This window comes from Rhizobium sp. BT03 (assembly GCF_030053155.1).
Taxonomy (GTDB): Bacteria; Pseudomonadota; Alphaproteobacteria; order Rhizobiales; family Rhizobiaceae; genus Rhizobium.
This window is the reverse complement of sequence record NZ_CP125644.1, coordinates 125,491-151,551: the sequence shown is the minus strand read 5'-3', so window position 1 is coordinate 151,551 and position 26,061 is coordinate 125,491. Positions and strand designations below refer to the sequence as shown.

The 26,061-nt window shown below is 62.3% G+C and carries 29 protein-coding genes; 24 read left to right on the top strand and 5 right to left on the bottom strand.

The genetic code is table 11. The annotated features are described in order from the left end of the window. Positions 1 to 44: 44 nt before the first annotated feature. The 10 genes from QMO80_RS30240 to QMO80_RS30195 all read left to right on the top strand — a co-directional run bounded on the left by QMO80_RS30240 (position 45) and on the right by QMO80_RS30195 (position 5,886). Entirely contained in the window at positions 45 to 989 is a 945-nt protein-coding gene (locus QMO80_RS30240; RefSeq protein ID WP_283201525.1) for an ABC transporter substrate-binding protein, read from the top strand. A gap of 80 nt (positions 990 to 1,069) precedes the next feature. Beyond that, positions 1,070 to 2,008: an ABC transporter substrate-binding protein gene (locus QMO80_RS30235; protein WP_283201539.1), complete on the top strand. Its 939-nt coding sequence runs from the start codon at positions 1,070 to 1,072 to the stop codon at positions 2,006 to 2,008. Positions 2,009 to 2,038: 30 nt separating this feature from the next. Continuing rightward, positions 2,039 to 3,073, top strand: coding sequence for an LLM class flavin-dependent oxidoreductase (locus tag QMO80_RS30230; RefSeq protein WP_283201538.1), 1,035 nt, complete (start codon positions 2,039 to 2,041; stop codon positions 3,071 to 3,073). A 65-nt stretch (positions 3,074 to 3,138) separates the two neighbouring features. Next, positions 3,139 to 3,735, top strand: a complete 597-nt coding sequence (locus tag QMO80_RS30225; RefSeq protein WP_283201524.1) for a 2-hydroxychromene-2-carboxylate isomerase — start codon at positions 3,139 to 3,141, stop codon at positions 3,733 to 3,735. Positions 3,736 to 3,850: 115 nt separating this feature from the next. After that, positions 3,851 to 4,411: an FMN reductase gene (gene msuE / locus QMO80_RS30220; RefSeq protein ID WP_283201523.1), complete on the top strand. Its 561-nt coding sequence runs from the start codon at positions 3,851 to 3,853 to the stop codon at positions 4,409 to 4,411. A gap of 10 nt (positions 4,412 to 4,421) precedes the next feature. Continuing rightward, positions 4,422 to 4,619, top strand: a complete 198-nt coding sequence (locus tag QMO80_RS30215) for a hypothetical protein (RefSeq protein ID WP_283201522.1) — start codon at positions 4,422 to 4,424, stop codon at positions 4,617 to 4,619. A gap of 26 nt (positions 4,620 to 4,645) precedes the next feature. Then, positions 4,646 to 4,822 carry a hypothetical protein gene (locus tag QMO80_RS30210; protein ID WP_283201521.1) on the top strand — a complete coding sequence of 59 codons (177 nt, stop codon included), beginning with the start codon at positions 4,646 to 4,648 and terminating at the stop codon, positions 4,820 to 4,822. A gap of 13 nt (positions 4,823 to 4,835) precedes the next feature. After that, complete coding sequence (locus QMO80_RS30205; protein WP_283201520.1) at positions 4,836 to 4,988, top strand: hypothetical protein; 153 nt, start codon at positions 4,836 to 4,838, stop codon at positions 4,986 to 4,988. Continuing rightward, positions 4,985 to 5,566, top strand: a complete 582-nt coding sequence (locus QMO80_RS30200) for an alpha/beta hydrolase (RefSeq protein WP_283201519.1) — start codon at positions 4,985 to 4,987, stop codon at positions 5,564 to 5,566. Before QMO80_RS30205 ends, QMO80_RS30200 begins: the two co-directional genes overlap by 4 nt. Before the next feature lie 11 nt (positions 5,567 to 5,577). After that, entirely contained in the window at positions 5,578 to 5,886 is a 309-nt protein-coding gene (locus tag QMO80_RS30195; RefSeq protein WP_283201518.1) for a hypothetical protein, read from the top strand. 169 nt (positions 5,887 to 6,055) lie between these two features. On the opposite strand, the gene QMO80_RS30190 is transcribed toward QMO80_RS30195, so the two are convergent. From QMO80_RS30190 to tauA, 3 genes are read right to left on the bottom strand one after another with little or no spacing between them, the layout of a single operon-like run. After that, a complete protein-coding gene (locus QMO80_RS30190; protein ID WP_283201517.1) occupies positions 6,056 to 6,910 on the bottom strand; it encodes an ABC transporter permease subunit in 855 nt (284 codons plus the stop codon). Beyond that, the gene (locus tag QMO80_RS30185; protein WP_283201516.1) at positions 6,907 to 7,695 is read right to left on the bottom strand and encodes a taurine ABC transporter ATP-binding protein; all 789 of its coding nucleotides are present in this window, start codon (positions 7,693 to 7,695) and stop codon (positions 6,907 to 6,909) included. Before QMO80_RS30185 ends, QMO80_RS30190 begins: the two co-directional genes overlap by 4 nt. Positions 7,696 to 7,752: 57 nt before the next feature. Further along, positions 7,753 to 8,766 (bottom strand): taurine ABC transporter substrate-binding protein, encoded by a 1,014-nt coding sequence (gene tauA, locus QMO80_RS30180; RefSeq protein ID WP_283201515.1) that lies wholly within the window; start codon positions 8,764 to 8,766, stop codon positions 7,753 to 7,755. A 202-nt stretch (positions 8,767 to 8,968) separates the two neighbouring features. On the opposite strand from tauA, the gene QMO80_RS30175 reads away from it, so the two are divergent. From QMO80_RS30175 to QMO80_RS30110, 14 genes are all read left to right on the top strand, one after another. Then, a complete protein-coding gene (locus tag QMO80_RS30175) occupies positions 8,969 to 10,339 on the top strand; it encodes an FAD/NAD(P)-binding protein (protein ID WP_283201514.1) in 1,371 nt (456 codons plus the stop codon). A gap of 143 nt (positions 10,340 to 10,482) precedes the next feature. Then, positions 10,483 to 11,178: a GntR family transcriptional regulator gene (locus QMO80_RS30170; protein WP_283201513.1), complete on the top strand. Its 696-nt coding sequence runs from the start codon at positions 10,483 to 10,485 to the stop codon at positions 11,176 to 11,178. A gap of 667 nt (positions 11,179 to 11,845) precedes the next feature. Then, positions 11,846 to 12,448, top strand: coding sequence for an amino acid synthesis family protein (locus QMO80_RS30165; RefSeq protein ID WP_097666523.1), 603 nt, complete (start codon positions 11,846 to 11,848; stop codon positions 12,446 to 12,448). A 16-nt stretch (positions 12,449 to 12,464) separates the two neighbouring features. Then, positions 12,465 to 13,310, top strand: coding sequence for an alpha/beta fold hydrolase (locus QMO80_RS30160; protein WP_283201512.1), 846 nt, complete (start codon positions 12,465 to 12,467; stop codon positions 13,308 to 13,310). After that, complete coding sequence (locus tag QMO80_RS30155) at positions 13,307 to 14,242, top strand: flavin reductase family protein (RefSeq protein WP_283201511.1); 936 nt, start codon at positions 13,307 to 13,309, stop codon at positions 14,240 to 14,242. The genes QMO80_RS30160 and QMO80_RS30155 overlap by 4 nt, the downstream gene beginning before the upstream one ends. Further along, on the top strand, positions 14,239 to 15,279 hold the full coding sequence (locus QMO80_RS30150) for an LLM class flavin-dependent oxidoreductase (RefSeq protein ID WP_283201510.1): 1,041 nt from the start codon (positions 14,239 to 14,241) through the stop codon (positions 15,277 to 15,279). The genes QMO80_RS30155 and QMO80_RS30150 overlap by 4 nt, the downstream gene beginning before the upstream one ends. Before the next feature lie 4 nt (positions 15,280 to 15,283). Beyond that, positions 15,284 to 16,747 (top strand): aldehyde dehydrogenase, encoded by a 1,464-nt coding sequence (locus QMO80_RS30145; RefSeq protein WP_283201509.1) that lies wholly within the window; start codon positions 15,284 to 15,286, stop codon positions 16,745 to 16,747. A gap of 5 nt (positions 16,748 to 16,752) precedes the next feature. Continuing rightward, positions 16,753 to 17,076 carry an NIPSNAP family protein gene (locus tag QMO80_RS30140; RefSeq protein ID WP_283201508.1) on the top strand — a complete coding sequence of 108 codons (324 nt, stop codon included), beginning with the start codon at positions 16,753 to 16,755 and terminating at the stop codon, positions 17,074 to 17,076. A gap of 48 nt (positions 17,077 to 17,124) precedes the next feature. After that, the gene (locus tag QMO80_RS30135) at positions 17,125 to 18,135 is read left to right on the top strand and encodes an ABC transporter substrate-binding protein (protein ID WP_283201507.1); all 1,011 of its coding nucleotides are present in this window, start codon (positions 17,125 to 17,127) and stop codon (positions 18,133 to 18,135) included. Positions 18,136 to 18,247: 112 nt separating this feature from the next. Next, positions 18,248 to 19,120, top strand: coding sequence for an ABC transporter permease (locus QMO80_RS30130; protein WP_283201506.1), 873 nt, complete (start codon positions 18,248 to 18,250; stop codon positions 19,118 to 19,120). Position 19,121: 1 nt separating this feature from the next. Further along, entirely contained in the window at positions 19,122 to 19,922 is an 801-nt protein-coding gene (locus tag QMO80_RS30125; protein ID WP_283201505.1) for an ABC transporter permease, read from the top strand. Next, entirely contained in the window at positions 19,919 to 20,995 is a 1,077-nt protein-coding gene (locus QMO80_RS30120; RefSeq protein WP_283201504.1) for an ABC transporter ATP-binding protein, read from the top strand. Before QMO80_RS30125 ends, QMO80_RS30120 begins: the two co-directional genes overlap by 4 nt. Positions 20,996 to 21,005: 10 nt before the next feature. After that, entirely contained in the window at positions 21,006 to 22,460 is a 1,455-nt protein-coding gene (locus tag QMO80_RS30115; RefSeq protein WP_283201503.1) for an NAD-dependent succinate-semialdehyde dehydrogenase, read from the top strand. A gap of 40 nt (positions 22,461 to 22,500) precedes the next feature. Continuing rightward, complete coding sequence (locus QMO80_RS30110; protein WP_283201502.1) at positions 22,501 to 23,301, top strand: phosphate/phosphite/phosphonate ABC transporter substrate-binding protein; 801 nt, start codon at positions 22,501 to 22,503, stop codon at positions 23,299 to 23,301. A gap of 14 nt (positions 23,302 to 23,315) precedes the next feature. On the opposite strand, the gene QMO80_RS30105 is transcribed toward QMO80_RS30110, so the two are convergent. Together QMO80_RS30105 and QMO80_RS30100 are read right to left on the bottom strand one after the other, a co-directional pair. Beyond that, positions 23,316 to 24,845, bottom strand: a complete 1,530-nt coding sequence (locus QMO80_RS30105; RefSeq protein ID WP_283201501.1) for an FAD-dependent oxidoreductase — start codon at positions 24,843 to 24,845, stop codon at positions 23,316 to 23,318. Then, positions 24,842 to 26,059, bottom strand: a complete 1,218-nt coding sequence (locus QMO80_RS30100) for an NAD(P)-dependent oxidoreductase (RefSeq protein ID WP_283201500.1) — start codon at positions 26,057 to 26,059, stop codon at positions 24,842 to 24,844. The genes QMO80_RS30105 and QMO80_RS30100 overlap by 4 nt, the downstream gene beginning before the upstream one ends. Positions 26,060 to 26,061 lie beyond the last annotated feature (2 nt).

Sequence of the window (26,061 nt, the reverse complement as noted above, 5' to 3'; positions counted from 1 at the left end):
CGAATAACAATAACCACAACCTAAAGATGAAATGGAGAAGGGGCATGACGTTTACAGATAGGGCAAGGCTTCTGATAGCGGGAGCCGTCACCATTGCCGCGATCGGTTTCGGTTCCGCTCAGGCGCAGCAGAAATTCGATCTCAGCCCCGAACAGCCGAACCGGCTGCGGGTGGAAAAGAACGAGAAGCGGATCGCCGAAATCAAGGACTTCAAGTTCGTCGAAAGCGGTGTCTTCACCGTCGGCATCAGCTCGAGCGGCAATCTGCCGCTGCACGACTATGCTTCCGATTCAAAGACGGTCATCGGCTATGACGTCGATCTGGCGCAGGCGATTGCCGACAGCCTGGGCCTGAAGCTCAATCTCGTTTCCGTTGCCTGGGCCGATTGGCCGCTCGGGCTGACCTCCGGCAAATTCGACGCGGTGATCTCCAATGTGACTGTCACGGAAGAGCGCAAGGAGAAATTCGACTTCTCGACCTACCGCAAGGATGAGCTTGGTTTCTACGTCAAGGCCGACAGCCCGATTACGGCGCTCAGGCAGCCGAAGGATATTGCCGGCCTGAAGGTCATCACCGATGCCGGCACCAACCAGGAGAAAATTCTGCTGGAATGGGACCGGCAGAATGTCGCGGCCGGCCTCAAGCCGATCGAGGTGCAATATTATGACGACGACGCGGTCAAGGATCTCGCCGTCCAGTCCGGGCGGGCCGATGCCGTCTTCAGCGTCAACGCGACGCAGGCCTATGCGGCGGGAATCAATGGCAAGACCAAGCTCGTCGGCACCGTCAGCGGTGGGTGGCCGATCACCGCCGAGATTGCCGTTACCACCCGCAAAGGCAGCGGCCTGGCGGCGCCCTTGACCGACGTCGTCAACGATCTGATCGCCAGCGGCGCCTACAAGAAGATCCTCGATAGCTGGAATCTCGGTCCTGAGGCGATCGACAAGGCGCAGACCAACCCGCCCGGCCTGCCGAAGAGCGGCTCGTAACGCTGGTCCAGCGGACCGGCGTTATAGGGAAACGCGCCGGTCCGTTGCCGCTTCTCGACGCAAATGGAGGTATATTGAACGTGACGATCCATCCGATATCTCGCACCCTGCTGTTCGCAGTCCTGCTCTCGGCATTGACTGGTTTCGGTGCCACCCGTGCGGCCGACGATTTCGATCTCAGCCCGCAGCAGCCGGGCCGGCTTCATGCCGCCAAGAACGATGCGGCGATTGCTGCGATTGCGAAGGACTTCAAGTTCGTCACCCCGGGCAAGTTCACCATCGCCGTCAGCCCCGGCAGTCCGCCGCTTGCCACCTATGCCACGGACGCCAAGACCGTGGTCGGAGCCGATCCCGATTATGCCTCCGCCATTGCCGACAGCCTCGGCCTGACGCTGGAGATCGTGCCGGTCGCCTGGATCGACTGGCCGCTCGGCCTGACCTCGGGCAAATATGATGCCGTCATCTCCAATGTCGGGGTGACCGAGCAGCGCAAGGAAAAATTCGATTTCTCCACTTACCGCCAGGGCCTGCACGGTTTCTTCGTCAAATCCGACAGTCCAATCACCTCGATTAAGGAGCCAAAGGATGCTGCCGGCCTGAGGATCATCGTCGGCGCCGGCACCAACCAGGAGCGCATCCTGCTGAAGTGGAGCGATGAGGACGTCGCCGCCGGCCTGAAGCCGATCGAGCTGCAATACTACGATGACGAGGCGGCAAGTCTCCTGGCGCTGCGTTCGGGTCGCGCCGACGTCATCGTCCAGCCGCACGCCCAGCTCGTCTTCATCGCCGCGCGCGACAAGAACATCAAGCGCGTCGGCACGCTCAGCGCCGGCTGGCCGGAGCGCTCGGATGTCGCCATCGCCACCCGCAAGGGAAGCGGTCTGGCCGATGCGCTGACCGTCGCCACAAATGGCCTGATCAAGGATGGCACCTATGGCAAAATCCTCGACCACTGGCATCTTTCGCAGGAAGCCTTGCCGGCATCCGAGACCAATCCGCCCGGCTTGCCGAAATACTGATTGCCGGAAAGCATGAATGGACGTGACGACATGACCGGCCGCAGCCTATCCATCAGCCATATCGGTTTCCTCACCCCCGGCAATTATCCCGACAACGATCCCCTGTCGGGATTGGAGCAGACGCTTCAGCAATTGCAATATGGCGAAGAGCTGGGTTTCGACAGCGCCTGGGTCCGGCAGCGGCACCTGGAGCCGGGGATTTCTTCCGCCAGCGCCTTTCTGGCGGCGGCCACCCAGCGAACCAGCCGGATCGAGCTCGGAACGGCGGTCATTCCGATCGGCTATGAAAGCCCCTACCGGCTGGCCGAAGACCTCGCCACGGTCGATGTCCTCTCACGCGGGCGGCTGAATATCGGCGTCAGCGCCGGCCGGCCGCTGCATGCCGAATTGATTGCCCCGCTCGCCTTCGACGGCGACTGGACGCGCTACGATTTTTCGCATGAGCGCGTGCTGCGCTTCGCCGACAATCTGCGCGGCGCCTATCTCGGCAACGATGAGACCTTCATCAAGACACCCTTCGGCCTGCAGCGGCCGCGGCTGCAACCCTATGCCAAAGGCCTGATCGATCGGATCTGGTATGGCGGCGGGTCTCAGCGCTCGGCCGAATGGGCCGGGTACAACGGCTTCAATCTCCTGACCGGCAATGTCATAACGGGGGAGGGGACCGACGACTTCTTCGTCGCCCAATCCAGGTTGATCGAAACCTACCGTGCCGCCGGATCCCAGCGTCGCGTCGCGCTCGGCCGCGTCATCGTGCCTTTCGACAGCGCTGACGCGGCGACGCGCCGCCGTTATCGCGACTATGCCGACCGCCGCCATCAGCGGACGCTGTCGCCCCAGGGCGAGCGGCGCACCCTGTTTGCCCGCGATATCGTCGGCACGTCGGAGGAGATATTGGAGCAGCTTTTTTCCGACCCTATCCTGCCAGAGATCGGCGAGCTGCGGCTGGAGCTTCCTTACGAGTTCGAGCACGAGGAATATCGTCAGATCCTGCACGACTTCGTGACGAGGATCGCGCCGCAGCTCGGATGGAAAGCACAGCCCGAAATTCGGGCCGCTTCCTGAAAGATCGCCGCGCTGAAGCCTCTCTCATTCGACTCCAGGCAATCATTCACAAGGAACAATCATCAGTGACGAGAACGGTAGAATACTTCTTTTCGATCGGATCGCCCTGGTCCTACATCGGCTTCGACACCTTTATCGACCTGGCGGCAAAAAACGATGTCGCCATCACGCCCTATCTGACGACGGTGGTCGAGGAAAATGGCGGGATCTTCTCGCGCAACCGGCCCGAAATCCGGCGTGCTTACTGGACGCGGGACCTTAAACGCTGGGCGCGCGTGCGGGGCAAGGAATTGCGGCTCGAACATCGCCCTGAGCTCAGCGATCCGACGCCGGCATCCCTCTTCGTGATTGCCGCCTATCTCGACGGACAGGACTGGATCGGTGTCAGCAGGACCCTGCAGCATGCCTTCTGGGCCGAGGCGAGGGACATCGGCAAGCCCGATATACGCGAGGCGATCGTCACATCGGCCGGTTTCGATGGCGCAGCCCTTCTCCGGCGGCAAGCCGATGACGATGTCCAGAACAAATGGTCGGCTGACCGCACGCATGCGCGCGACAGCGGCGTCTTCGGCTTCCCCACCTATGTCCATGACAGCGAGATCTACTGGGGACAGGACAATCTGCCTTTCCTGGAACGCCATCTTGGCGGCGACAGGCCTTGAGGCTGGATCATCCAGGCGAATGTTTTTTCAACCGAGCGCGGAAGGAGAGACGCACATTTCTTTAATCCAGTAATTTTATAGACAATATTTGAAGCAACTACAGAGAGGAAAAACCATGTCAGGTTTCAAACTCGTCGGCATAGCTGGCAGCTTCAACCGTCCATCGAAGACATTGGCGCTGGTCCGCCACGTCGCCGAACGTGCAAGCATTCGATACGGCTTTGCGAGCAAGACCTATGATCTGCACGATGTCGGTCCGTCGCTGGGCAGCGCCCTGTGGCGCAAGGACCTCGACGATCAGGCCCGGCGGGTCGTCGACGAGATCGTGAGCGCCGACGTGCTGGTCGTCGGCTCGCCGACCTACAAGGGATCCTATCCCGGTCATTTCAAGCATCTCATCGATCTGATCGACCCGCAGGAACTGCGGGCCAAACCCGTCATCATTACGGCGACGGGCGGCGGCGACCGGCATGCGCTGATGGTCGAGCATCAGCTTCGGCCGCTGTTCGGCTTTTTCATGGCCCATACGCTGCCGACGGCCGTTTATGCCTCCGATCGCGATTTTGCGGACTACGCGGTTTCATCCGATCAGCTTTCGAACCGCATCAGCGAAGTGATCGGCGAGTTGGCGGCCTTCTTTCCGGGAGCAGGCCCGGCAATAGCCGCGGCCGAATAGGAGCATCGCGATGGTTCGATCTCAGGAGACAGCGATGGACGGCGCGGAAGGATCGGCGCCAGGCGAGCAATTGTGGAGCGTCTTCGAATTCGCTCGGCGATATCGCCTCGCCAAACGGGAAGAGAACCGCTTGCTGATGCTCTACGGCCCGACGGCATCGCTTCGCGATCTCCTTGCCAATGCCCGACGTCACTCACTGATTTCCTAACCATCGCTCCCCGACAGGAGGTTCGCATGAAGCTTGATTTCTATTTCCGGCTGAAACGCGCGATCGGCCGTTTTTTCGATCCGAAAAGCCCGGCTGGGCGGCAGCCTGTCAACGGACTGCTTGCCCGCGACGAAGAGCAGGACCGGTCGGCGCGCGAATACGAACTCCATTATTGGGGCGCGATGCCCGGACTTTGGTATTGAGGAGGGGTGCGGGATGGCGATCGTCGTCGAGACCGGCTTCCGTCGGCAGGGAACGGGTAGAACAACGGGAAGCGTCATGTCGCAGTTCAGGCATGCCGCCGGGATCTGCACGATCGTCGGTTCCTTCGCCTTCCTGTTCGCGTTGGTGATCGGGCTGATCCGATGAGCGAAGTCCTCATCCTTCCCGGATTGTTCGGCTCGGGAGAGGGGCATTGGCAGCAGCACTGGCTGCAGGATCAGCCGGGCAGCCGCTATGTCGCTCAGGACGATTGGAGCCATCCGGACCTCGACAGCTGGCTGCCGCGATTGGAGGGCGCTCTCGAAGAGGCCGGCGAGGCCTATCTGGTTGCCCATAGTCTCGGATGTCTGCTCGCCGCCCGGCTGGCTGGGCGAAGCGCCGCCCGTCGGGTGAAAGGGGCATTGCTCATTGCTCCCTGCGATCTGCCGGCCACGGAAACTCTGCATCCCGGGCAGATCTCGTTCGGCGGCATGCCGACGGCGCCTCTGCCATTTCCGAGCATCGTCGTCGGCAGCATGAACGACGCTTACATGACGGTCGATCGGTTGAGCCTGTTCGGTCGCCTGTGGGGGGCCGAGACCAGGAATATCGGCCTTGCCGGCCACATCAATATCGCCAGCGGTTTTGGCCGTTGGCGAACCGGCTACCGGCTGCTGGATGCCCTGAAGATGCGCGCCGGCGATCGAAGGCGCAACGTTTCCGCGCGGCCGGCCCTCGCGATGTGAATGGAAGCGGAATGTCCGATATCATCGACGATCTCCTGCGCCTCAGCGAAGATCCGAATGCCAACCCGCGAAGCAGGCGCCGGCAAACCATGGAACGATTGGTGCAGACGCTGCTCGCCATGGCGGATGCCGAAATCGGGCCTGAAGAGGCGCGACATCGCCATTCGATCATCCATTTGACGACGATCATCCGCGATATGACAGGCAGGATCGCGGAGGCCGACGATACGACATTTGCGGCGATCGTCAGGGAGGCTGCGATGCTGATCCGCAGCCTGCAGCGGCGCCGGGCCGACGCGGCCAGATTTACGGTGCATTGAGGTGAGGGACATCTCCGAGCATAAGCAGACCGGGATGGGGCGAAGCGAGGTTCGGATGCAGCCGAACTCCTGTCGATACACGGCTTCAACGGGGTCACGCAAAGCCGTTAAGCGCCGCGCGTCTTTTTAAGGCCCGCGGCGCTTTGACGTTTTGCACTGGCTCATTCCCTCAGAGCTTGCCTTTCCAGGGCACAAGGTAAGCCTCCAGGAAACGGATGGCGGCCGAAAAGGTGAAGGCGCAAATGGCGATGATGCCGATGCCGACGAAGACGACGTCGGTTGCCAGGAATTGCGATGCCGACATGATCATGAAGCCGATCCCGCGCGTCGAGGCGATCAATTCGGCCGCGACCAGCGTGCCCCAGCCGACGCCAAGGGCAATGCGGATGCCGGTGAGAATCTCAGGCAGGGCGGAGGGCAGGACGATATCGATGAACAGCTGCAGCCGGCTCGCACCCAGCGAACGGGCGGCATTGACGCGCTCGATCGGCAGCGAACGAACGCCTGCCTGGGCAGAGAGGCAGATCGGCGCGAACATTGCCAGCACCAGCAGCGTGATCTTCGACGTTTCTCCGATCCCGAGCCAGATGATCATCAGCGGCAGGTAGGAGAGCGGCGGAAGCGGCCAGTAGAACTCGATCGGCGCATCGAGCACTCCTTTGGCCCAGCGGTTCAGGCCCATGAGCAGTCCGAGCGGAATGCCGGCGGAGATGGCGATCAGCGCTGCGACGACGATGCGGAACAGGCTCGCAAGGATATGTTCGGAAAGCGATGCGCCGGCATAACCGTCGCGATAGACGAGGCCGATCTGCCTCAGCACCTCGTCCGGACGCGGCAGGAAAAGATGCGGCACGAGGCCGAGCGCGGAGACGAGCCACCACAGCAGCAGGACCGCCAGGGCGGTGGCAACGCTGATCGCCACCGTGGATTTCTCGCCGGCGCCGAAGCTTGCCATCTTCACCAGCTTGACCTGACGGTCCTCTCTATGCGCCGCAATCGGCGCAGACTGGACGATATCGCTCATGCCGCACTCCTCAAATCGTCGCTGCTATGGAGAATGGCGCGGATCTCCTCGCGCAGCCCGGCAAATTGCGGCGACGCCTTGATCGATCGTGCGTCGCCGGTTTCGGCGAAGCGGTTGATGAAATCGAGATCGAAGCGGGCGACGACGCGCCCCGGCCGAGGCGACATGACCAGAACCTGGGTGCCGAGAAACAGCGCCTCTTCGATCGAATGGGTGATGAAGAAAATCTTCTTTGCCGTCTTGTTCCAGACCGAAACCAGCAGTTCCTGCATCTGCTCGCGTGTCAGGCTGTCGAGCGCGCCGAACGGCTCGTCCATGAGCAGGATATCAGGATTGGCCGCGAGAGCCCGGGCGATGCCGACGCGCTGGCGCATGCCGCCCGACAGCTCGTAGGGAAAGGCATTGGCGAATTCGTCAAGGCCGACGAGCCGGAGCAGTTCGTGCGCGCGCGCTTGCCGCTCCTTGCGGTTGACGCCGGCAAATTTCAGGCCGAGAGCGACATTGTCGGTCACCGATTTCCAGGGCAGCAGCGAATCTTTCTGAAAGACGACGCCGCGATCGGCGCCCGGCCGTTCGACCGCGCGGCCATCAAGCGTGATCCGGCCATCCGACAGTGGAAGGAAACCGGCAATCGCGTTGAGAAGGGTTGATTTGCCGCATCCCGAGGCGCCGAGCGCGACGACGAAACCCTTTTCGGGGATATCGAAGGAAACGCGATCGAGCGCGTGGACGGTCCGCCCGTCCCGGGCTGCAAAGAAAACGCTGGCGTGATCGACTTTAAGCATGGTGCGCTCGCAAGTTCGATGCCGGCGCGACGAAAGCCGCGCCGGCATCGGGGAGGATCAGTTGCTGACGCTGGTAAGCGCGTCTGCGGTGACAAAGGCGCCGTAATTTGCCAGCACGTCGGACACCTTGCCCTGTTCTTTCAGGAACGAGGCCGTATCCTTGAGGATCTTGGCAGCACCCGCCTTTTCACCGCCGCCGAGCCAGGCGTCCGATGCCTGGACCTCGGGGGCGAGCAGCGTCAGGTTCTTCAGGGCCGCGGCCTGCTGCTCGGCCGTTCCGCCGAGAAGCTTGGCGAGCGACTTGGCGTTGTCGCTGTCGGGCCCCCAGGCGGCCTTATCCGATGCGAAGGAGGCGTAGTATTTGTTGATGACCGAGGCGAAGCCCTTCAGGAATTTCGGGTTGTCGGTCGAGAACGTCGAGGTGGCAACCCAGGCGGAGAATGTCGGCGCACCCTTGTCCGCGACGTCCTTGGAGGTCACCAGAACCTTTCCGTTCTTCTTGAGTTCGGTGAGCGCCGGATCCCAGACGAAGCCGCCGTCGATATCGCCGCGGTTATAACTCGCAACGATCTCCGGCTGCGGGATTGCGAAGACCTGGACGTCCTTCTCGGTCAGCCCCAGCGATTTGATTAGCGCCAGAAGCTGATAGTGATCCGTGGAGACGGGCGCAGCGGCAAGCTTCTTGCCCTTCAGATCGTTCAGGCTTTCGATGCCCGAGCCGTTGCGGACCACCAGGGCCTCGTCGATGCCCGAGATGGAGGCGAGGTAGAAGGCCTTGACCTCGAGCCCGCGCGATACCGCAGCTGCAAACGGGCTGGAGCCGACATAGCCGACCTGAACGTCGCCCGAGGCAATGGCGGCAAAGATTTCGGCGCCGGAATTGAACCTGCGGAAGTCGATCTCATATCCCGTCTCCTTGGCGAATTCGCCGTTGGCGATCGCCACAGACGACGGCAAGGCATCGGTTTGATAGCCGACGACGACCTTCTTGTCCGCCGCCTCGGCGACAACAGCCGTTGCGAGCATGCCGACGCCGATAGTGATTGCGGCAACCAATTTTTTGAAATTCATCTTGAGCCCCTTTGTTTCCAGGGCCACCCGGCCCCCTTGATCTCACTTTCAAAGGGTAATCGTCGAGAAGGGGCTGGCGGGAGGAATAACAAACTATATTTATAGACTATAGAGATAATTGTTTTCGTGATTCTGCCGCTTGGGTGATTCTGGGGCGGGTGAGCGACAAGAACCGGCGTTACGGGGCTTCAGGGAGAGTGCGTTGATATACGATGTGATCGTCGTCGGTTCCGGTTTTTCAGCGATCGCTGTGACCTGCAATCTCATCGAGCAGCTTCCCGCTTCGGCGAAGATCGCCGTCGTCGGCGACGATCCCGGTTTCGGACGCGGGACGGCATACCGGACAGAGCTCTATCTCCATCGCCTCAACGTTCCCGCCGGCCGCATGAGCCTGCTGCCCCATCATCCCGACGACTTCGTCGACTGGCTGAAAAGCCATGGGCGTCAGTTGCAGGCGGGCGATTTCGCCTCGCGCAGCGATTACGGTCTTTATGTCAGGGATACGCTTGCGCGGCTGCTTCGGAAGCGGGATGGCCGCTGCCGGGTCGATTTCATCAAGGCCAAGGCGGCGGGTTGTGTGGAGCGTTACACCAGCACGCTCGCCTTCCACCTCGGCAATGGCGACGAGATCGCCGGGAAGAATGTGGTGCTCTGTCTTGGCGTCGGCAACGCGAACCTACGCGTCGATCCGGCCGGCCTCCCGCCCTTTTTGCGATCGCGGATCGTCGAGAACCCGTGGCGGCTCTCCTGGCTGAGGCGTGTCGCGCCGTCCGATGCGGTCTGTATTCTCGGCTCCGGCCTGACGATGATCGATCAGGTTCTGGCACTTCGCGCCCACGGCCATAGAGGGAGGATCGACGTGCTTTCGCGGCGCGGCCTGGCGCCGCTCGGCCATGCGAAGACGCCGCCGGCGCCGCTGCCGATCGACGTTCACACACTTCCCGGCACGATCAGCGGGATCTTGAAGACCTTGCGGGAAAAGAGCAGATCGGTCGCCGACTGGCGGAGCGTGATGGACGGCCTAAGGCCGGTCACGCAGGCTCTCTGGCAACGGCTTTCGAACGAGGAGCGGGCGCGTTTCCTGCGGCATGCGCTTCCCTGGTGGAATATCCACCGCCACCGGGTCGCGCCCGACGTGTTCGCCGGCTTCGAGAAACTGGTCTTAGACGGAACCGTTCGCTTTCACGCGGGCTTCCTGAAATCGCTCGAGGTCAGGGAAGGCGGGCTCGTCGCCGGATACAGGGTCAGAGCCAAGCGTGAGATCGCCGAGATCGAGGCGGACTGGCTGGTCAATTGCACCGGTATGGAGCGCGCCGGGATCAGCCATTCACCGCTGTTGAAGGAAATGAGCCGGTTTCAGCTGATCGTCCCCGATCCGCTTGGCCTCGGCATTCAGGTGGATGCGGCTTCCGAGGTGACGGCCCCATCCCGGAGCTCGCCCGTCCGGCTGTTTGCCGTCGGCGCCTTGACGGCGGGGCAATTCTGGGAGATCACCGCCGTCCCCGACATCCGGCTGCAGGCGAAGGCCGTGGCCGAAGAGATCGTCAGGGCGGGGCTGAAGTCCGACGCATAAGCTGGCAATCTCGGATCTCTACGGTGCTGTTGAATTGCCGGCCGCCGACAGCTACAGTATTTGGTAGGCCATAATACGATTCCCGAATTCGGCTGCCGCGGCGAACTTGAGCCCGCGAAGTCAATCCAACACTGAGGTACAGCATGAGCGGTGCTCTGAAGGACGCAGCAATCAGGGTAGAGCGTCCTGCAAAGACATTGCGGGAATTGGCGCTCGACAAGGTCCGCGAGGCCATCGTCAATGGATACTTCCGTCCGGGAGACCGGCTTGTCGAGCGCGACCTCTGTGCCCAGCTCGGCGTCAGCCGGACGGTGGTGCGCGAGGTTCTGAGACATCTGGAATCGGAAGGGCTCGTCGCCAATCTGCCGAACAAGGGACCGATCGTCGCCCTGCTGGATATCGAGGAAGCCAAACAGATCTATGAGATCCGCGGTGCGCTCGAAGGCATGGCGGCACGGCTCTGCGCGGAGCGCGGCAGCCCCGAGATCGTCGCCGCGCTCGAGGAATCCCTGACCGCCATCCGCAACAGCTATCGCGACAGCGATATGGCCGGCGTTCTGGCCAATACCTCTTCCTTCTATCAAACGCTGTTCACCATGGTCGACCGGCATGTCGCCTGGGGCGTCGTCAACCTCCTCACCGTGCGCATCAACCATCTGCGCTCGATGACGATCAAGACGGAAGGGCGCGGCACCGAGGGGCCGCTGCAGATGTCGAAGATCATCGACGCCATCCGCCGCGGCGACGGCGAGGGCGCCCAACGGGCGGCGATGGATCACGTCGCGGCGGCGAGTGCCATTGCCGAGGCGGTGCTGTCCGCCCAGAAGCCAGCCGAATAGTCAGGGCGTCGATCGCTGCGGTCTTCGCAGACGACGGTAGCAATGCCGTCTGCCGCATCGATAGTTGTCGATGCCTGTCCGGTATTCGCAATCGCGCTCCGCGGACGATTCCCTGAACATTACGGCTCAACGACGAACACGATGATTTCCGCTGGCTATCTTTAGATCAGGCGGTCGCCTTGCTGCCGTTTGCCGGACAGCGGGCCACTCTTGAGCATATCAAGAAAGAGTTCGTTGACCGGCAACCGAACCCGTTGCTGCATATCCAAACCTGAGAACAGCTCCTCTCCGGAACAGCAGCAAACTGTCTGCTGCCGTATATCTGTGCCCCTTCAATGTTCAGGGCCAACGAGACGAATCCAAACTCCAAGCTTGACACTCAACTTTGCTCGATGTGATGGTATGCCATAATCAATAATATATATGGCGGTATCATATGGACTCGGATAATTTTGACCTCCTGACATGTCGCGTCGCTGTGGGCGGGCGTCACGCCGTCCGGCTCCTGACAACGAACTGAATGAAGAAACGCTTCCGGGCCATTCGGGAGCGTACACGCGCCGAATTCGGAGACACCAAGACCTTCAACTGCGTGTTCGCAGAAACCAACTTGACACCTATATATTATGGTATACCATAATACAGAATAGAGAGGTGAGGGTGTTCCATGGCCATTCAAATTCGCAAGACGGGACTGCAGATCGAAACGACGCTGATCGAAGGCGGTAAGGCCGCGGCGGTGCCGCTGAAACTGTTTACCGCTTTCGCGGTCGTGAAGAACCCATGGGCGGGCCGCGGCTTCGTCGAAGATCTCAAGCCGGAAATTCATGCGGGCGCTCCGGTTCTCGGTGAGCTGCTGACCAAGATGATCATCGATGCGGTCGGTTCCGGCGATGCCGTCGAAGCCTATGGCAAGGCTGCCGTCGTCGGCCTGGACGGCGAGATCGAGCATGCGTCGGCGCTCATTCACACGCTGCGCTTCGGCAATTTTTATCGCCATGCCGTCGGCGCCAAGTCCTATCTTGCCTTCTGCAACACCCGCGGCCCCGCCAATGCGCCAATCATGATCCCGCTGATGGACAAGAACGACGAAGGCCGCCGTTCGCACTACCTGACCATCCAGACCTCGATCCCCGACGCGCCTGCCGCCGACGAGATCGTCGTGGCTCTTGGCGCTTCGGTGGGAGGGCGTCCTCATCACCGCATCGGCGACCGCTATCAGGATCTGAAAGATCTTGGGCAGGACGTCGCCAATCCTGCGGGCGTTTGAAAGGGTGGGCGCTGAGATGCTGACAGCTGGATCGATCTCGGGCGCCGCTGCAGCAAAGAGCGCCGCCGGTGGCTTGCCCCGAAGGAAGACGGCAAGCGGAACGGCCTATCACGAGGCCGGCAGCGGCGAGCCGCTGGTTCTCATTCACGGCGTCGGCATGCGGCTCGAGGCCTGGGCGCCGCAGATCGCCTTTCTGTCGGCCGGCCACCGCGTCATCGCCGTCGACATGCCGGGACATGGCGAGAGCGCAAAACTGCCGGCGGGCAGCCGCCTCGAGGAGTTCGTCGCCTGGTTCGGGCGCTTTCTCGACGAGATGGCGATCGAGACTGTCAATGTTGCCGGCCACTCCATGGGTGCGCTGGTATCGGGAGGAGCGGCGGCAACGTTCGGCGAACGGATCAGCCGTGTCGCCTACCTCAACGGCGTCTACAGGCGTGACCCTGATGCAAAGGCTGCCGTGCTCGCACGGGCCGCGGCCATCCCGGTGACGGGCGTGGACAAGGAAGGTCCCCTGGCGCGCTGGTTCGGCGATGATTCCGATAGCGTCGTTGCGCGGGAACTGACACGGAAATGGCTGAGCCTCGTCGATCCGGAAGGCTATGCGGTCGCTTACGCCGCCTTTGCCGGTGGAGACGAGACCTATGCCGATCGCTGGAAAGACGTGGCTGGTCCGGCCCTGTTCCTGACGGGGTCCGATGATCCGAATTCCACGCCCCTGATGGCGGAGCAGATGGCGGCGCTTGCGCCCAAGGGCTGGGTCCGCATCGTCGAAGGCCATCGTCACATGGTGAACCTGACCGCGCCTGATATCGTCAATTCGCTGCTCGCCGAGTGGCTGTCGTTCGGGGAGGATGAACGATGACAATCCAGACTGTCGATCCAAGAGCATTGCGAGATGCATTCGGAGCTTTTCCGACCGGCGTGACCGTTGTCACCGCCTGCGACGGGGAAGGAAATCCGATCGGCTTCACCGCGAATTCCTTCACATCGGTCTCGCTCAATCCACCCTTGCTCCTCGTTTGCCTTGCCAAGACGTCGCGCAACTTCGCCACCATGACCGGTACGCCGCATTTCGCGATCAACGTGCTGTCGGAAACGCAGAAGGACGTGTCGAACACGTTTGCGCGGCCGGTCGAAGACAGGTTTGCGGCGGTCGAATGGGCCAAGGGATCGGCCGGCTGCCCGATCTTCTCGAACGTGGCCGCCTGGTTCGAATGCGCCATGGAACAGGTCGTCGAGGCCGGCGACCATGTCATCCTGATGGGCCGCATCGAATCCTTCGATAATAGCGGCCGCAATGGTCTCGGTTATGCGCGCGGCGGCTATTTCACGCCGACGCTTGCAAGCAAGGCGGTTTCCGCCGCGGCCGAAGGCAATATCGAGCTTGCGGCCGTCGTCGAACGCCGCGGCGAGGTTCTGCTGCTGGGCGAGGATGTGCTTTCCCTGCCGAGCATCGACGCCCATGACGGCAACCCGACCGAAGCGCTGCAAAAATATCTGGAGACGCTCACCGGGCTGACGGTCAGCATCGGCTTCCTCTATTCGGTCTATGAGGGCAAGAGCGATGGCAAGCAGCACATCGTCTATCACGCCGTTGCCGGGGACGGTGAGCCTGCCGGCGGCTGGTTCGTAAAGCCCGACGCCCTGGCCGCGGCAAAGTTCAAGACCAGTTCGACCGCCGACATCGTCAACCGCTTCGCGATGGAAAGCTCGATCGGCAATTTCGGCGTCTATTTCGGTGACGAGACCGGCGGCAAAATTCATCCCATTCCAGCCAAGGGCGCAAAAGCATGAAGTTCTCCCTCTTCGTCCATATGGAACGGCTCGACGCAGGCCAGAGCCATAAGAGCCTCTATGAGGAATTCGTCGCGCTCTGCGAGATCGCCGACAAGGGCGGCATGCATGCGATCTGGACGGGCGAGCATCACGGCATGGATTTCACCATTGCCCCCAACCCCTTCGTGACCATTGCCGATCTGGCGCGCCGCACATCGCGGGCAAGGCTCGGGACGGGGACGGTGATCGCTCCCTTCTGGCATCCGATCAAGCTTGCCGGCGAAGCGGCGATGACCGACATCATCTGCGACGGAAGGCTCGACATCGGCATTGCCCGCGGCGCCTATTCCTTCGAATACGAGCGCCTGCTGCCCGGCCTCGACGCCTGGGGCGCCGGCCAGCGCATGCGCGAGCTCATCCCGGCGGTCAAGGGCATCTGGAACGGCGACTACGCCCATGACGGCGAGTTCTTCAAGTTTCCCGCGACCACCTCGGCGCCGAAGCCGCTGCAGCAGCCGAACCCGCCGATCTGGGTCGCCGCGCGCGATCCGAACTCGCATGAATTTGCCGTTGCCAATGGCTGCAATGTTCAGGTGACGCCGCTCTGGCAGGGCGATGATGAGGTCCAGTCGCTGATGGACCGCTTCAACGACGCCTGCGCCAAGAATCCCGATATCGAGCGGCCGAAGATCATGCTGCTGCGCCATACCTATGTCGGCTCGTCGGAAGAAGACGTCGCCCAGGCGGCCCATGAACTCAGCGTCTACTACAACTACTTCTTCGCCTGGTTCAAGAATGAGAAGCCGATCACCCAAGGTCTGATCGAGCGGATTCCCGACGAGCAGATCCGCGCGAATGCGATGCTGTCGGATCAGGTCATGCGCACCAACAATGTCGTTGGAGATGCCCGGACCGTCATCGACCGGCTCAAGGCCTATGAGGCCCTCGGCTACGACGAATATTCCTTCTGGATCGACACCGGCATGAGTTTCGAGCGCAAGAAGGCGTCGCTCGAGCGCTTCATCGCCGAGGTCATGCCGGCATTTCAGGAGTAGGACCATGCGGCGTTTCCAGCACTATATCGACGGCGAATTCTCGGATGGCGAGGCTTCCTATCCGAGCATCGATCCGGCGACCGGCGCGGTCTGGGCAGAGATGCCCGAAGCGCGCGAGAGTGATGTCGATCGGGCTGTCGACGCTGCCGAAAGGGCGCTTTATGAGGGCCCGTGGGCGAAGATGACTGCCACCCAACGCGGCAAGCTGCTTTACAAGCTCGCCGATCTGGTTGCCGCCAACGCCCCAGTCCTGGCGGAACTGGAGACGCGCGACACCGGCAAGATCATCCGCGAAACCTCAGCGCAGATCGCCTATGTCGCCGAATATTATCGCTACTATGCCGGTATCGCTGACAAGATCGAAGGCTCTTACCTGCCGATCGACAAGCCCGACATGGATGTCTGGCTTCGCCGCGAGCCGATCGGCGTCGTCGCGATGGTCGTGCCGTGGAACAGCCAGCTCTTCCTGTCGGCGGTCAAGATCGGCCCGGCGCTCGCCGCCGGCTGCACCATGGTTGTCAAGGCCTCGGAAGACGGACCGGCGCCGCTTCTCGAATTCGCGCGTCTCGTGCACGAAGCTGGCTTTCCCGCCGGCGTCGTCAACATCATCACCGGTTTCGGCGCCTCCTGCGGCGCGGCACTCGGCCGTCATCCGAAGGTCGCCCACGTCGCCTTCACCGGCGGTCCCGAGACCGCCCGGCACGTCGTGCGCAACTCGGCCGAAAACCTCGCTTCGACATCGCTCGAACTCGGCGGCAAGTCGCCCTTCATCGTCTTTGCCGACGCCGACCTCGAAAGCGCCGCCAACGCCCAGGTCGCGGGCATTTTCGCGGCGACCGGGCAGAGCTGCGTCGCCGGCTCGCGCCTGATCGTCGAACGCAGCGTCAAGGACAGGTTCGTTGCGCTGCTGCGTGAGAAGGCGCAGGCGATCCGCATCGGCGCGCCGCTCGATATGGCGACCGAAGTCGGCCCGCTTGCCACCAAGCGCCAGCAGGACAATATCGGCGCCCTCGTCGAGAGATCGATCGAAAGCGGCGCCCGCCTCGTCACCGGCGGACGCAAGATCGATGGCGAAGGCTATTATTTCCCGCCGACGATCCTCGATTGTGACGATGTCGCGTCACCCTCGCTGGTCGAGGAATTCTTCGGGCCGGTCCTTTCCGTCGTCTCCTTCGAGACGGAGGCCGAGGCGCTGCGGCTTGCCAACGACACCCGTTATGGCCTGGCCTCCGGCATCTTCACGCAGAACCTCACCCGCGCGCACCGGCTGATGAAGGGCATCCGCGCCGGCATCGTCTGGGTCAACACCTACCGCGCCGTATCGCCGATCGCGCCCTTCGGCGGCTTCGGCCTGTCGGGCCACGGCAGGGAGGGCGGCATGGCCGCGGCGCTCGATTACACCCGCACCAAGACGATCTGGCTGCGGACCTCGGATGATCCGATCCCCGATCCTTTCGTGATGAGGTGACGCCGATGTTTTACGAAATCCGCACCTACCGGCTGAAGAACGGAACGATCCCGCAATATCTCAAGGTCGTCGAGGAAGAGGGCATCGAGATCCAGAAGAGCCACCTCGGCACGCTCGTCGGCTATTTCTTCTCGGAGATCGGCACCATCAACGAGATCGTCCACATCTGGGCCTTTACCAGCCTGGATGACAGGGAGGCGAGACGCCAGCGGCTGATGGCCGATCCCCGGTGGCAGGCCTTCCTGCCCAAGATTCGCGACCTCATCGAGGTGGCGGAAAACAAGATTATGAAGCCGGCAAGCTTTTCTCCCCGGAGCGAGGCGCACTGACGACATAAGGAATACCCGTAGGACAAACCAGAACAGGGATAAGGGAACATGAAAACGACATTTGCTTTCGCGGCGGTTGCCGCATTCGTGGCGGTCTCCGCGCCGGCGCACGCCGATAACATGGTCTTCTCGAGCTGGGGCGGAACGACCCAGGATGCGCAGAAGGCAGCATGGGCAAGCCCGTTCACCGAAAAGACCGGCATCACCGTCGTTCAGGACGGTCCGACCGACTACGGCAAGCTCAAGGCCATGGTCGAGGCCGGTGAAGTCACGTGGGACGTCGTCGACGTCGAAGGCGATTATGCCGCCCAAGCCGGCAAGAACGGCCAGCTCGAAAAGCTCGACTTCTCCGTCATCGACAAATCCAAGCTCGATCCGCGCTTCGTCACCGACTATTCGGTCGGCAGCTTCTATTATTCCTTCGTCATCGGCTGCAATGCCGACGCCGTCAAGGCCTGCCCGAAGACATGGGCAGACCTGTTCGACACCGCGAAGTTCCCCGGCAAACGCACATTCTACAAGTGGTCGGCTCCCGGCGTGATCGAAGCCGCGCTGCTCGCCGACGGCGTGCCTGCCGACAAGCTCTATCCGCTGGACCTCGACCGCGCCTTCAAGAAGCTCGATACGATCAAATCGGACATCATCTGGTGGTCAGGCGGCGCCCAGTCGCAGCAGCTGCTCGCATCCGCCGAGGCACCCTTCGGCAGCGTCTGGAACGGCCGCATGACGGCGCTTGCCGCGACCGGCATCAAGGTGGAAACCTCCTGGGAACAGAACATCACCGCTGCCGATGCGCTCGTCGTGCCGAAGGGCTCGCCGAATGTCGAAGCTGCGATGAAGTTCATTGCACTGGCGACCTCGGCCGAACCGCAGGCCGCCCTGGCAAAGACCACCGGATATGCGCCGATCAATGTCGACTCGGCCAAGCTGATGGACCCGGAAACGGCCAAGACCCTGCCGGACCAGCAGACCGCAAGCCAGGTCAATGCCGATATGGGCTACTGGGCCGATAATCGCGATGCCATCGGCGAGAAGTGGTACGCTTGGCAGGCCAAATAAGCCGAAATTTGAGATCAACGGGCACGGCGAAGGGCGCCGTGCCCCCGCAGCGCCAGTGCGAAATCGGTTGCACCTATGCGCCCGCGGAAATTGACGGGTGGGAAGGACTGTCATGTCGACGTTTAGCGATGCCTCCGGCGTAGTTGCGCCCTTGCCGAAGATACGCAGGCCAACAGGTTTCAGCGGGGTCGTTCCGGCTCTTGCCTTCGTCGGGATTTTTTTCGTCGTGCCGGTGGCGATCCTGCTGCTGCGAAGCGTATTGGAACCCGTGCCGGGTCTGGGAAACTATGCGCAGCTGATCGGCTCTTCGACCTATCTCAAGATTTTCGCCAACACCTTCATCGTCTCCGGTCTCGTCACGGTGATTTCGCTCGCGATCGGCTTTCCCGTCGCCTGGGCGCTGGCGATCATGCCCGGCCGGCTGACCTCGGTGATCTTCGCGATCCTGCTCCTGTCGATGTGGACCAACCTCTTGGCCCGCACCTATGCCTGGATGGTGCTCCTGCAGCGCACCGGGCTCATCAACAAGATGCTGATGGGGATGGGTCTGATCGACCAGCCGCTGGCGCTCGTCAACAATCTGACCGGCGTGACGATCGGCATGACCTATATCATGCTGCCGTTCATCATCCTGCCGCTCTACGGCGTGATCAAGAAGATCGACCCGTCGACCCTGCAGGCGGCCGCCCTTTGCGGCGCCAATCGCTGGCAGTGCCTGACGCGGGTCCTGCTGCCGCTGGCGATGCCCGGCATGGCGGCCGGCGCCCTGATGGTCTTCGTCATGTCGCTCGGCTATTTCGTCACGCCCTCGCTTCTCGGCGGCACCGCCAACATGATGCTCGCGGAGCTGATCGCGCAGTTCGTGCAGTCGCTGGTCAACTGGGGAATGGGCGGCGCGGCAGCGTTGGTGCTCCTGGTCGTGACGCTCTCGCTTTATGCCGTGCAGCTGCGTTTCTTCGGCAATCAGAACCCGGGAGGACGTTGATATGCTGCTCAATTTCGACCGTCTCGGCTGGTGGAAATACATCCTTCTCGGCATAACGCTTCTGACCGCAGCCTTCCTGCTGCTGCCGATCGTCTTCATCGCGGCGCTGTCCTTCGGCTCCTCGCAGTGGCTGATCTTTCCGCCCCCAGGCTGGACGTTTCAGTGGTACGGCGAGCTCTTCGCCGACCCGCGCTGGCTGGAATCGGCTTTGACGAGCTTCAAGATCGCGGTCATCGTGACGATCCTCTCGGTGTTGCTCGGGCTTGTGACGTCCTTCGGGCTGGTGCGCGGTTCGTTCATGTTCCGCGATGCGCTGAAAGCGCTGTTCCTGACGCCGATGATCCTGCCGGTCGTGGTTCTGGCGGTTGCGCTCTACGCCTTCTTCCTCAGGATCGGCCTTGGCGGCACCCTGACGGGCTTTGTCATTTCGCATCTGGTGCTGGCGCTGCCCTTCTCGATCCTGTCGATATCGAGCGCGCTTGAAGGTTTCGACAAGTCGATCGAGGATGCGGCGGTGCTCTGCGGCGCCACTCCCCTGGAAGCCAAGATCAGGGTCACGCTTCCCGCGATCAGCCATGGGCTGTTTTCGGCGGCCGTCTTCTCGTTCCTGACGTCCTGGGACGAGGTGGTGGTGGCGATCTTCATGTCCAGCCCGACCCTGCAGACGCTGCCCGTGAAGGTATGGGCGACGCTGCGGCAAGACCTGACGCCTGTTGTCGCAGCCGCGTCGACCCTTCTCATCCTTTTGACGATCATCTTGATGGCCCTGGTTGCCGTCGTGCGTAAGGTACTGAAACAATGAACGAACCATTCCTTCAGATCCGCGGCATACGCAAGGAATACGGCCCTGTGGTCGCCGTGCATGATGTGACCCTCGACGTTCGGCGCGGGGAGTTCCTGACCTTTCTCGGGCCATCGGGATCCGGTAAGAGCACGACTCTCTACATCCTGGCCGGATTTGACAATCCGACGAAAGGCGACATTACGCTGGAGGGCAAGACCCTGCTCGCGACGCCGTCGCACAAACGCAATATCGGCATGGTGTTCCAGCGCTACACCCTGTTTCCGCATCTGACGGTCGGCGAGAATATCGCCTTTCCGCTGAAGGTCAGGCGCAAGTCCAAGGCCGAGATCGACAGCAAGGTGAAGGAGATGCTGCGCCTCGTCCGGCTCGAAGGCTTCGAGGACCGCAAGCCGGCGCAAATGTCGGGCGGTCAGCAGCAGCGCGTCGCCCTTGCCAGGGCTCTCGCCTATGATCCGCCGGTGCTTTTGATGGACGAGCCGCTGTCGGCGCTCGACAAGAAACTGCGCGAGGAAATCCAGCACGAGATCCGCCGCATCCATCAGCAGACCGAAGTGACGATCCTCTACGTCACCCACGACCAGGAAGAGGCGCTGCGTCTGTCCGATCGGATCGCCGTCTTTTCCAAGGGCGTCATCGACCAGATCGGTACAGGCCCCGAACTCTACGCCAATCCGAAGACCCGCTTCGTTGCCGAATTCATCGGCGACAGCGACTTCATTTCCTGTGATCTGCTGTCGTCATCAGACGGACAGGCCACCATTTCGCTCGGCGGCGGCACTGTCTTCAACAGCATTCCGGTGCATGGAAAAGCGGCCGCCGGCACGAGAGCAGCCCTGATGCTGAGGCCGGAGCGCATTCGGCTGTCGCGCGCCCAGGCGGGCGCGGGGCTCGCCGCCACCGTCAGCGACATTACTTTCCTCGGCAACAATATCCACGTTTCCACCGAAACGGCGAAGGGCGAGGCGCTGGCGGTTCGCCTGCCGTTCGGTCATGAGGCGATCACCGGGCTCAGCCGCGGTGACACGGTGCATCTGGATTTCGATCCGGGTGCGGCCCATGTCTTCTGTTGAAAGTCGTCCTATGAAACTCAGTGATCCCTCGCTGTTCCGTCAGGCATGCCCGGTCGCCGGTCGCTGGATCGAGGCGGAAGGCCGCGAGGCGACGATGGTGCGCAATCCGGCGACCGGCGAGCCGCTCGGCGCCGTCCCCGATCTCGGTTCCGCCGAAACCGAGGACGCCATCCGTGCCGCCGTCATCGCCCAGAAGCTTTGGGCGAAGAAGACCGCCGGCGAACGCGCTGCCGTTCTCAAGGCATGGCACCGCCTGATGATCGAAAACCGCGACGATCTGGCGATGATCCTGACGCTGGAGCAGGGAAAACCGCTCGCTGAAGCCAAGGGAGAGATCACCTATGGCGCGAGCTTCATCGAATGGTTTGCCGAAGAGGCAAGACGCATCAACGGCGAGACCATACCGGGGCATCAACCGGACAAGCGCATCCTCGTGCTGCGCCAGCCGGCCGGCGTGGTGGCGGCGATCACGCCCTGGAACTTTCCGAATGCGATGATCACCCGCAAGGTCGGCCCCGCACTGGCCGCCGGCTGCGCCGTCGTTCTGAAGCCGGCGCCGCAGACGCCGTTCTCGGCAATCGCCATCGCCGTTCTCGCCGAGCGCGCCGGCCTGCCGGCTGGCCTGCTCAACATCGTCACCGGTGACGCTACCGCTATTGGCGGGACGCTGACGGCAAGCCGTGACATCCGGGTCCTGACCTTCACCGGCTCCACCCGGACGGGCGAGCTGCTTTACCGGCAATGCGCACCGACGATCAAAAAGCTCGGGCTCGAGCTTGGCGGCAATGCACCCTTCATCGTCTTCGACGATGCCGACCTGGACGCTGCGGTCGAAGGCGCGATCATCGCCAAATTCCGCAACAATGGCCAGACCTGCGTCTGTGCCAACCGGCTCTATGTCCAGGACGGCGTCTACGAGGCCTTTGCCGCCAAGCTCGCAACCGCCGTTGCGGTCCTGAAGGTCGGCAACGGCCTCGACAGGGATGTCGTGCTTGGCCCGCTCATCGACGACAACGCCGTCGCCAAAGTCGAAGCCCATATCGACGATGCCGTCGCAAGGGGTGCGGCGATCGTTTCAGGCGGCAAACGCCACGCACTCGGCGGGCTTTTCTTCGAACCGACCATTCTGCGCGATGTCGATGCCGGCATGCAGGTCGCCCGTGAGGAAACCTTCGGGCCTCTTGCGCCGCTCTTCCGTTTCCGCGACGAAGAGGACGTCATCGCACAGGCAAACGACACCGAATTCGGCCTTGCCTCCTATTTTTACGCGCGCGATCTGTCGCGGGTCTTCCGTGTCGCTGAAGCGCTCGAATATGGGATGGTCGGCGTCAATACCGGTCTGGTCTCCACCGCCGAGGCTCCGTTCGGCGGTGTCAAAATGTCGGGTCTCGGCCGCGAAGGCTCCAGGCACGGGTTGGACGAGTATACCGAACTCAAGTATGTATGCCTGGGCGGCATTGCCTGACTTGGTCGACATTTGCGCATGCCGCAAAAGAAAGACCAGCATGCAATTCGCTAGTATAGAAATGTATCTCACACCCCAGCCGCTTGCAGATGCGACGGCCAAGCTCTGGTCGTTCCTCCGGCATTATCTCTCGCAGGCCGGCCTGACGGACCTGCCCGAAACGCTCGATCGGACGCTGCCCTATGACGAGGCCTGGCTGAGATCGGATCTTCTCCTCTCGCAGACCTGCGGCTATCCCTTTGCCAGCCGCCTGCGCGGCAAAGTTCGCCTGGTTGCGACGCCGGTTTATGATCATCCCGGCTGCGACGGTCCGCTGATGCGCAGCTTCATCATCGTCCGCACGGGTTCTTCCCTTCGCTCGCTGGAGGATCTGCGCGGCACCACGGCTGCAATCAATAGCCCCGACAGCAATTCCGGCAGCAATCTCTTTCGCGCGGCCGTCGCGCCGCTCGCTCGGGACGGCCGTTTCTTCGGCCGGATCATCGAGACCGGCAGCCATGGCGGCAGCATCGCCGCCGTCGCGGAGGGCAGGGCGGACAGTGCGGCCATCGATTGCGTCACCTATGCCAATATTCGCCGCTTCGATCCCCAGCATATCCAGGGGATCCGCATCATCGCCGAAACGCCCAAGGGTCCTGGCCTGCCATTCATCACCTCGGGCGATGCTTCGGACGGCAGGGTCCTTCTGCTGCGAAATGCACTCGGCGCCGCCATCAGCGAGCCATCGCTGGCGGCGACGCGGGCCACACTCGGCCTCGCTGGTTTCGCGGTGCTTTCCGAAGCCGAGTACGAGCCGCTTTTATCATTGGCGGGCGAGGCATTGCCGCCATTGAGAGTTTGAAGAGGCAACCGATTTCAGGACGCCGAGGCTGCTTCCATTGCGGCAAGCCGATGGGCGATGCGATCGGCATTGGCCATGATCGTCATGGTGATGTATTTCGAGGATAGATCGGGAAGAATGGAGCCGTCGACGACGTGAAGACCCGGGTGAAGATTCAACTCGCCGTCCGAGGAGCTTCCGAACGGGCCGGCTTCGCCCATAGGCAGAGTGCCGGCGAAATGGGCGTCGATACCAGGCTCCGCCAGCGATGCGCCCGGGAGCGGAATAAGCCCCAAGCGTTTCCATTCATGGCGCAGCGCTTTTTTCAAAGCCTCGGCGCGGATCTCGAAACCTTCCGCGAAACCGCCGCGGACGGTCAGCCTCTTTTTCGCTGTTGCATCTCGATGGATGGAACTGCGGCTTTGATCGCCGGGATAGTAGATCGTCGCGACGAGAAGGCTGCCGGCGATCAGTTCGAAGGCGGCTCGCCCGGCCTTTCGGCCGAGCGGCATCCTGTTGACGAAACTCTGCACCGGCAGGGAACCGACTTCATAGATCGCGCCCGTCACGTAATCGGATGCGCCGTCACCATAGCGCAGTGACAATCCGAGTTGCGCAAGACTGTGCGTCGGCGTCGTCGAACGCAGCAATCTCGCGGGAGAGAGCAGAGGGATGGCCAGTGTGGGGCTGTTCAGGAGACGCAGTCCCTGCTGGCCGATCGGCAGAAGATCGGTGAGCAGGGCGGCCGTTCCGAGAACTCCTGCGGCAAGAATGATCCGCGGTGCGGAAAATGACGACCCATCGGCCGTTTTGACCGTCCAGCCCAAGTCCCGTGTCAACGAGACAGCCCGCCTGTTGTCGAGCAACCGAAAATGCGGCGACTTTCGTAACGCAAGCAGATCCTGCCTGCTGTTATAGATCGCGCCGCTGGGGCAGCCATAGAGACAGTCGCCGCGCAGATCGCACGCCGCCCGTCCGGGCCTCGCCTCGGAGAGTATCGCATTGACGGCGGCAAATAGCCGAAACGATCCATCCGCCGGTTTTGCAGCCTTGTGCCGACGAAGAACATGGGTGGCGGTCGCGCCAAGCGGCAGGACGGCCTCGCCATCGGCGCCGGTCGTGAGATCGGCGTTGGTGCTGATCCCGATGCGCTGGGCGACCCGCTCGTAAGAGCTCTGCAGGGACGCGAGGTCGATCGGCCAATCGTCGATATCCCCAGCGTCGAGATAGCTGATTTGCGCACCCCAGATATTGGAGAGCCCGCCGCGCGCGAGGCTGCCGATCGGTTTGAAGCCATCGCCCGATATTCCGGCGTCGCGTTGGAACCGTTCGAGAATCCCGCGTGATACAGGGGTCTGCAGTTTCGGCGAGCTGCCGTCGTCGACGCGCAGCGATTCCAGATCGCTTCCCAGGACACGGACGCTGCGGTTTTCCTCCTTCAATCCCAAGTCATCGCCGGCATCAAGCATCAGAACGCGACGGCCGGCCGCTATCAGCGGAAACGCAGCGGAGACGCCTGCAGGGCCGCTGCCGATGATGATGAAGTCGGCATCGGGCGCATTCATCGATATGTCCCGGCCAAAAGCGCGCGGAGCGGAAACAGCAGGACATCGCCCGCGATGATCAATCCCGCGCCGAAAAACCCGGCCTTTGGGCCTGCATGCCTTTCCGGTTCGCTCGCGAGGTCGGCCAGATAGAGGGCTCGCGCGAGACGATGCTGCGTCCGACTGGCCGGCGGCTCGAAGAACGCCAGCAGGCGCGGATGCCTGATCACCGTTGTGGAAAGGCCGAGCGGCGACAGCCCTTCACGCCGAAGCCCTTCGCAGAGCCGCTGGAGCTGCATTTCGGTCGGCGCGATGCCGAGATATCGCAGCAGAGCCTGCGCCTCGCTGCGCGATTGATCCTTACCTGTTTGGCTGAATTCGCCAGCAAGCGCAGTCATCGGGTCAGCCAGGTTCAATTTCAGCAGTCTGAGGCTCTCGCCGCTTTCCATGGGCGCGGCACCCGCAAGCCCCAGGACGCGCTCCGGATCGACCGTCGGGATCAACGGCACGAGCTTCGTCATGTGGCAGGCAAACAGGGCGGCCGCCAAAGGAATCGGTATGAAATGGAGATTGCCCTTGCCCTGGCTGCGGCGAAGCATTCTGAGCCAGGCGGCAAAGCTTATCGGCTTTTCCTGCGCAAGCACGAATGTCTGCGGCGGCTGGTTCGCCTCGGTCGCCAGCGCCAACAGGCCTTCCGCGACTTCGTCGAGATGAATGGGCTGGACCTCGCGGCTGAGCCCGATCATCGGCAGAAGTGGACTTAAAGCCGCTAACTTGGCCATCAGTCCGTACATGGCGGTGCGTGGTCCGCCATAGACGAGCCCTATTCGCGCAACACGAACGGTCGGCGCAGCAGGGCTGGCAGCCAAATGCTGCTCGATCCTGAATTTGGTGCGGCCGTAAACATTGAGCGCCTCCCGCCGGGACGAGGTGGAGGAGGAAAAGACGAAGCGCGGCACGCCGGCTGCCTTTGCCGCTTCCGCCAATCTCACCGTGCCTGATATATTGATGTTGTCTTCTTCGGCAGCCTGCGGCTCGGTGGCCCAGGAATGCGCGAGATGGACGATTCCAACCGCCCCTTCGAGGTCGGAGGCAGCGGGCTCGTCACCGATGCGCCACTTCGCTCCGGACCGCCGCCCGAGTTCAACCACCTCGAAGCCGCGCTCGCGCGCCATCGCTGCCAGTCTTGCGCCGATATAGCCGGTCGATCCCGTGATGATGAGACGCGGTGCCATTC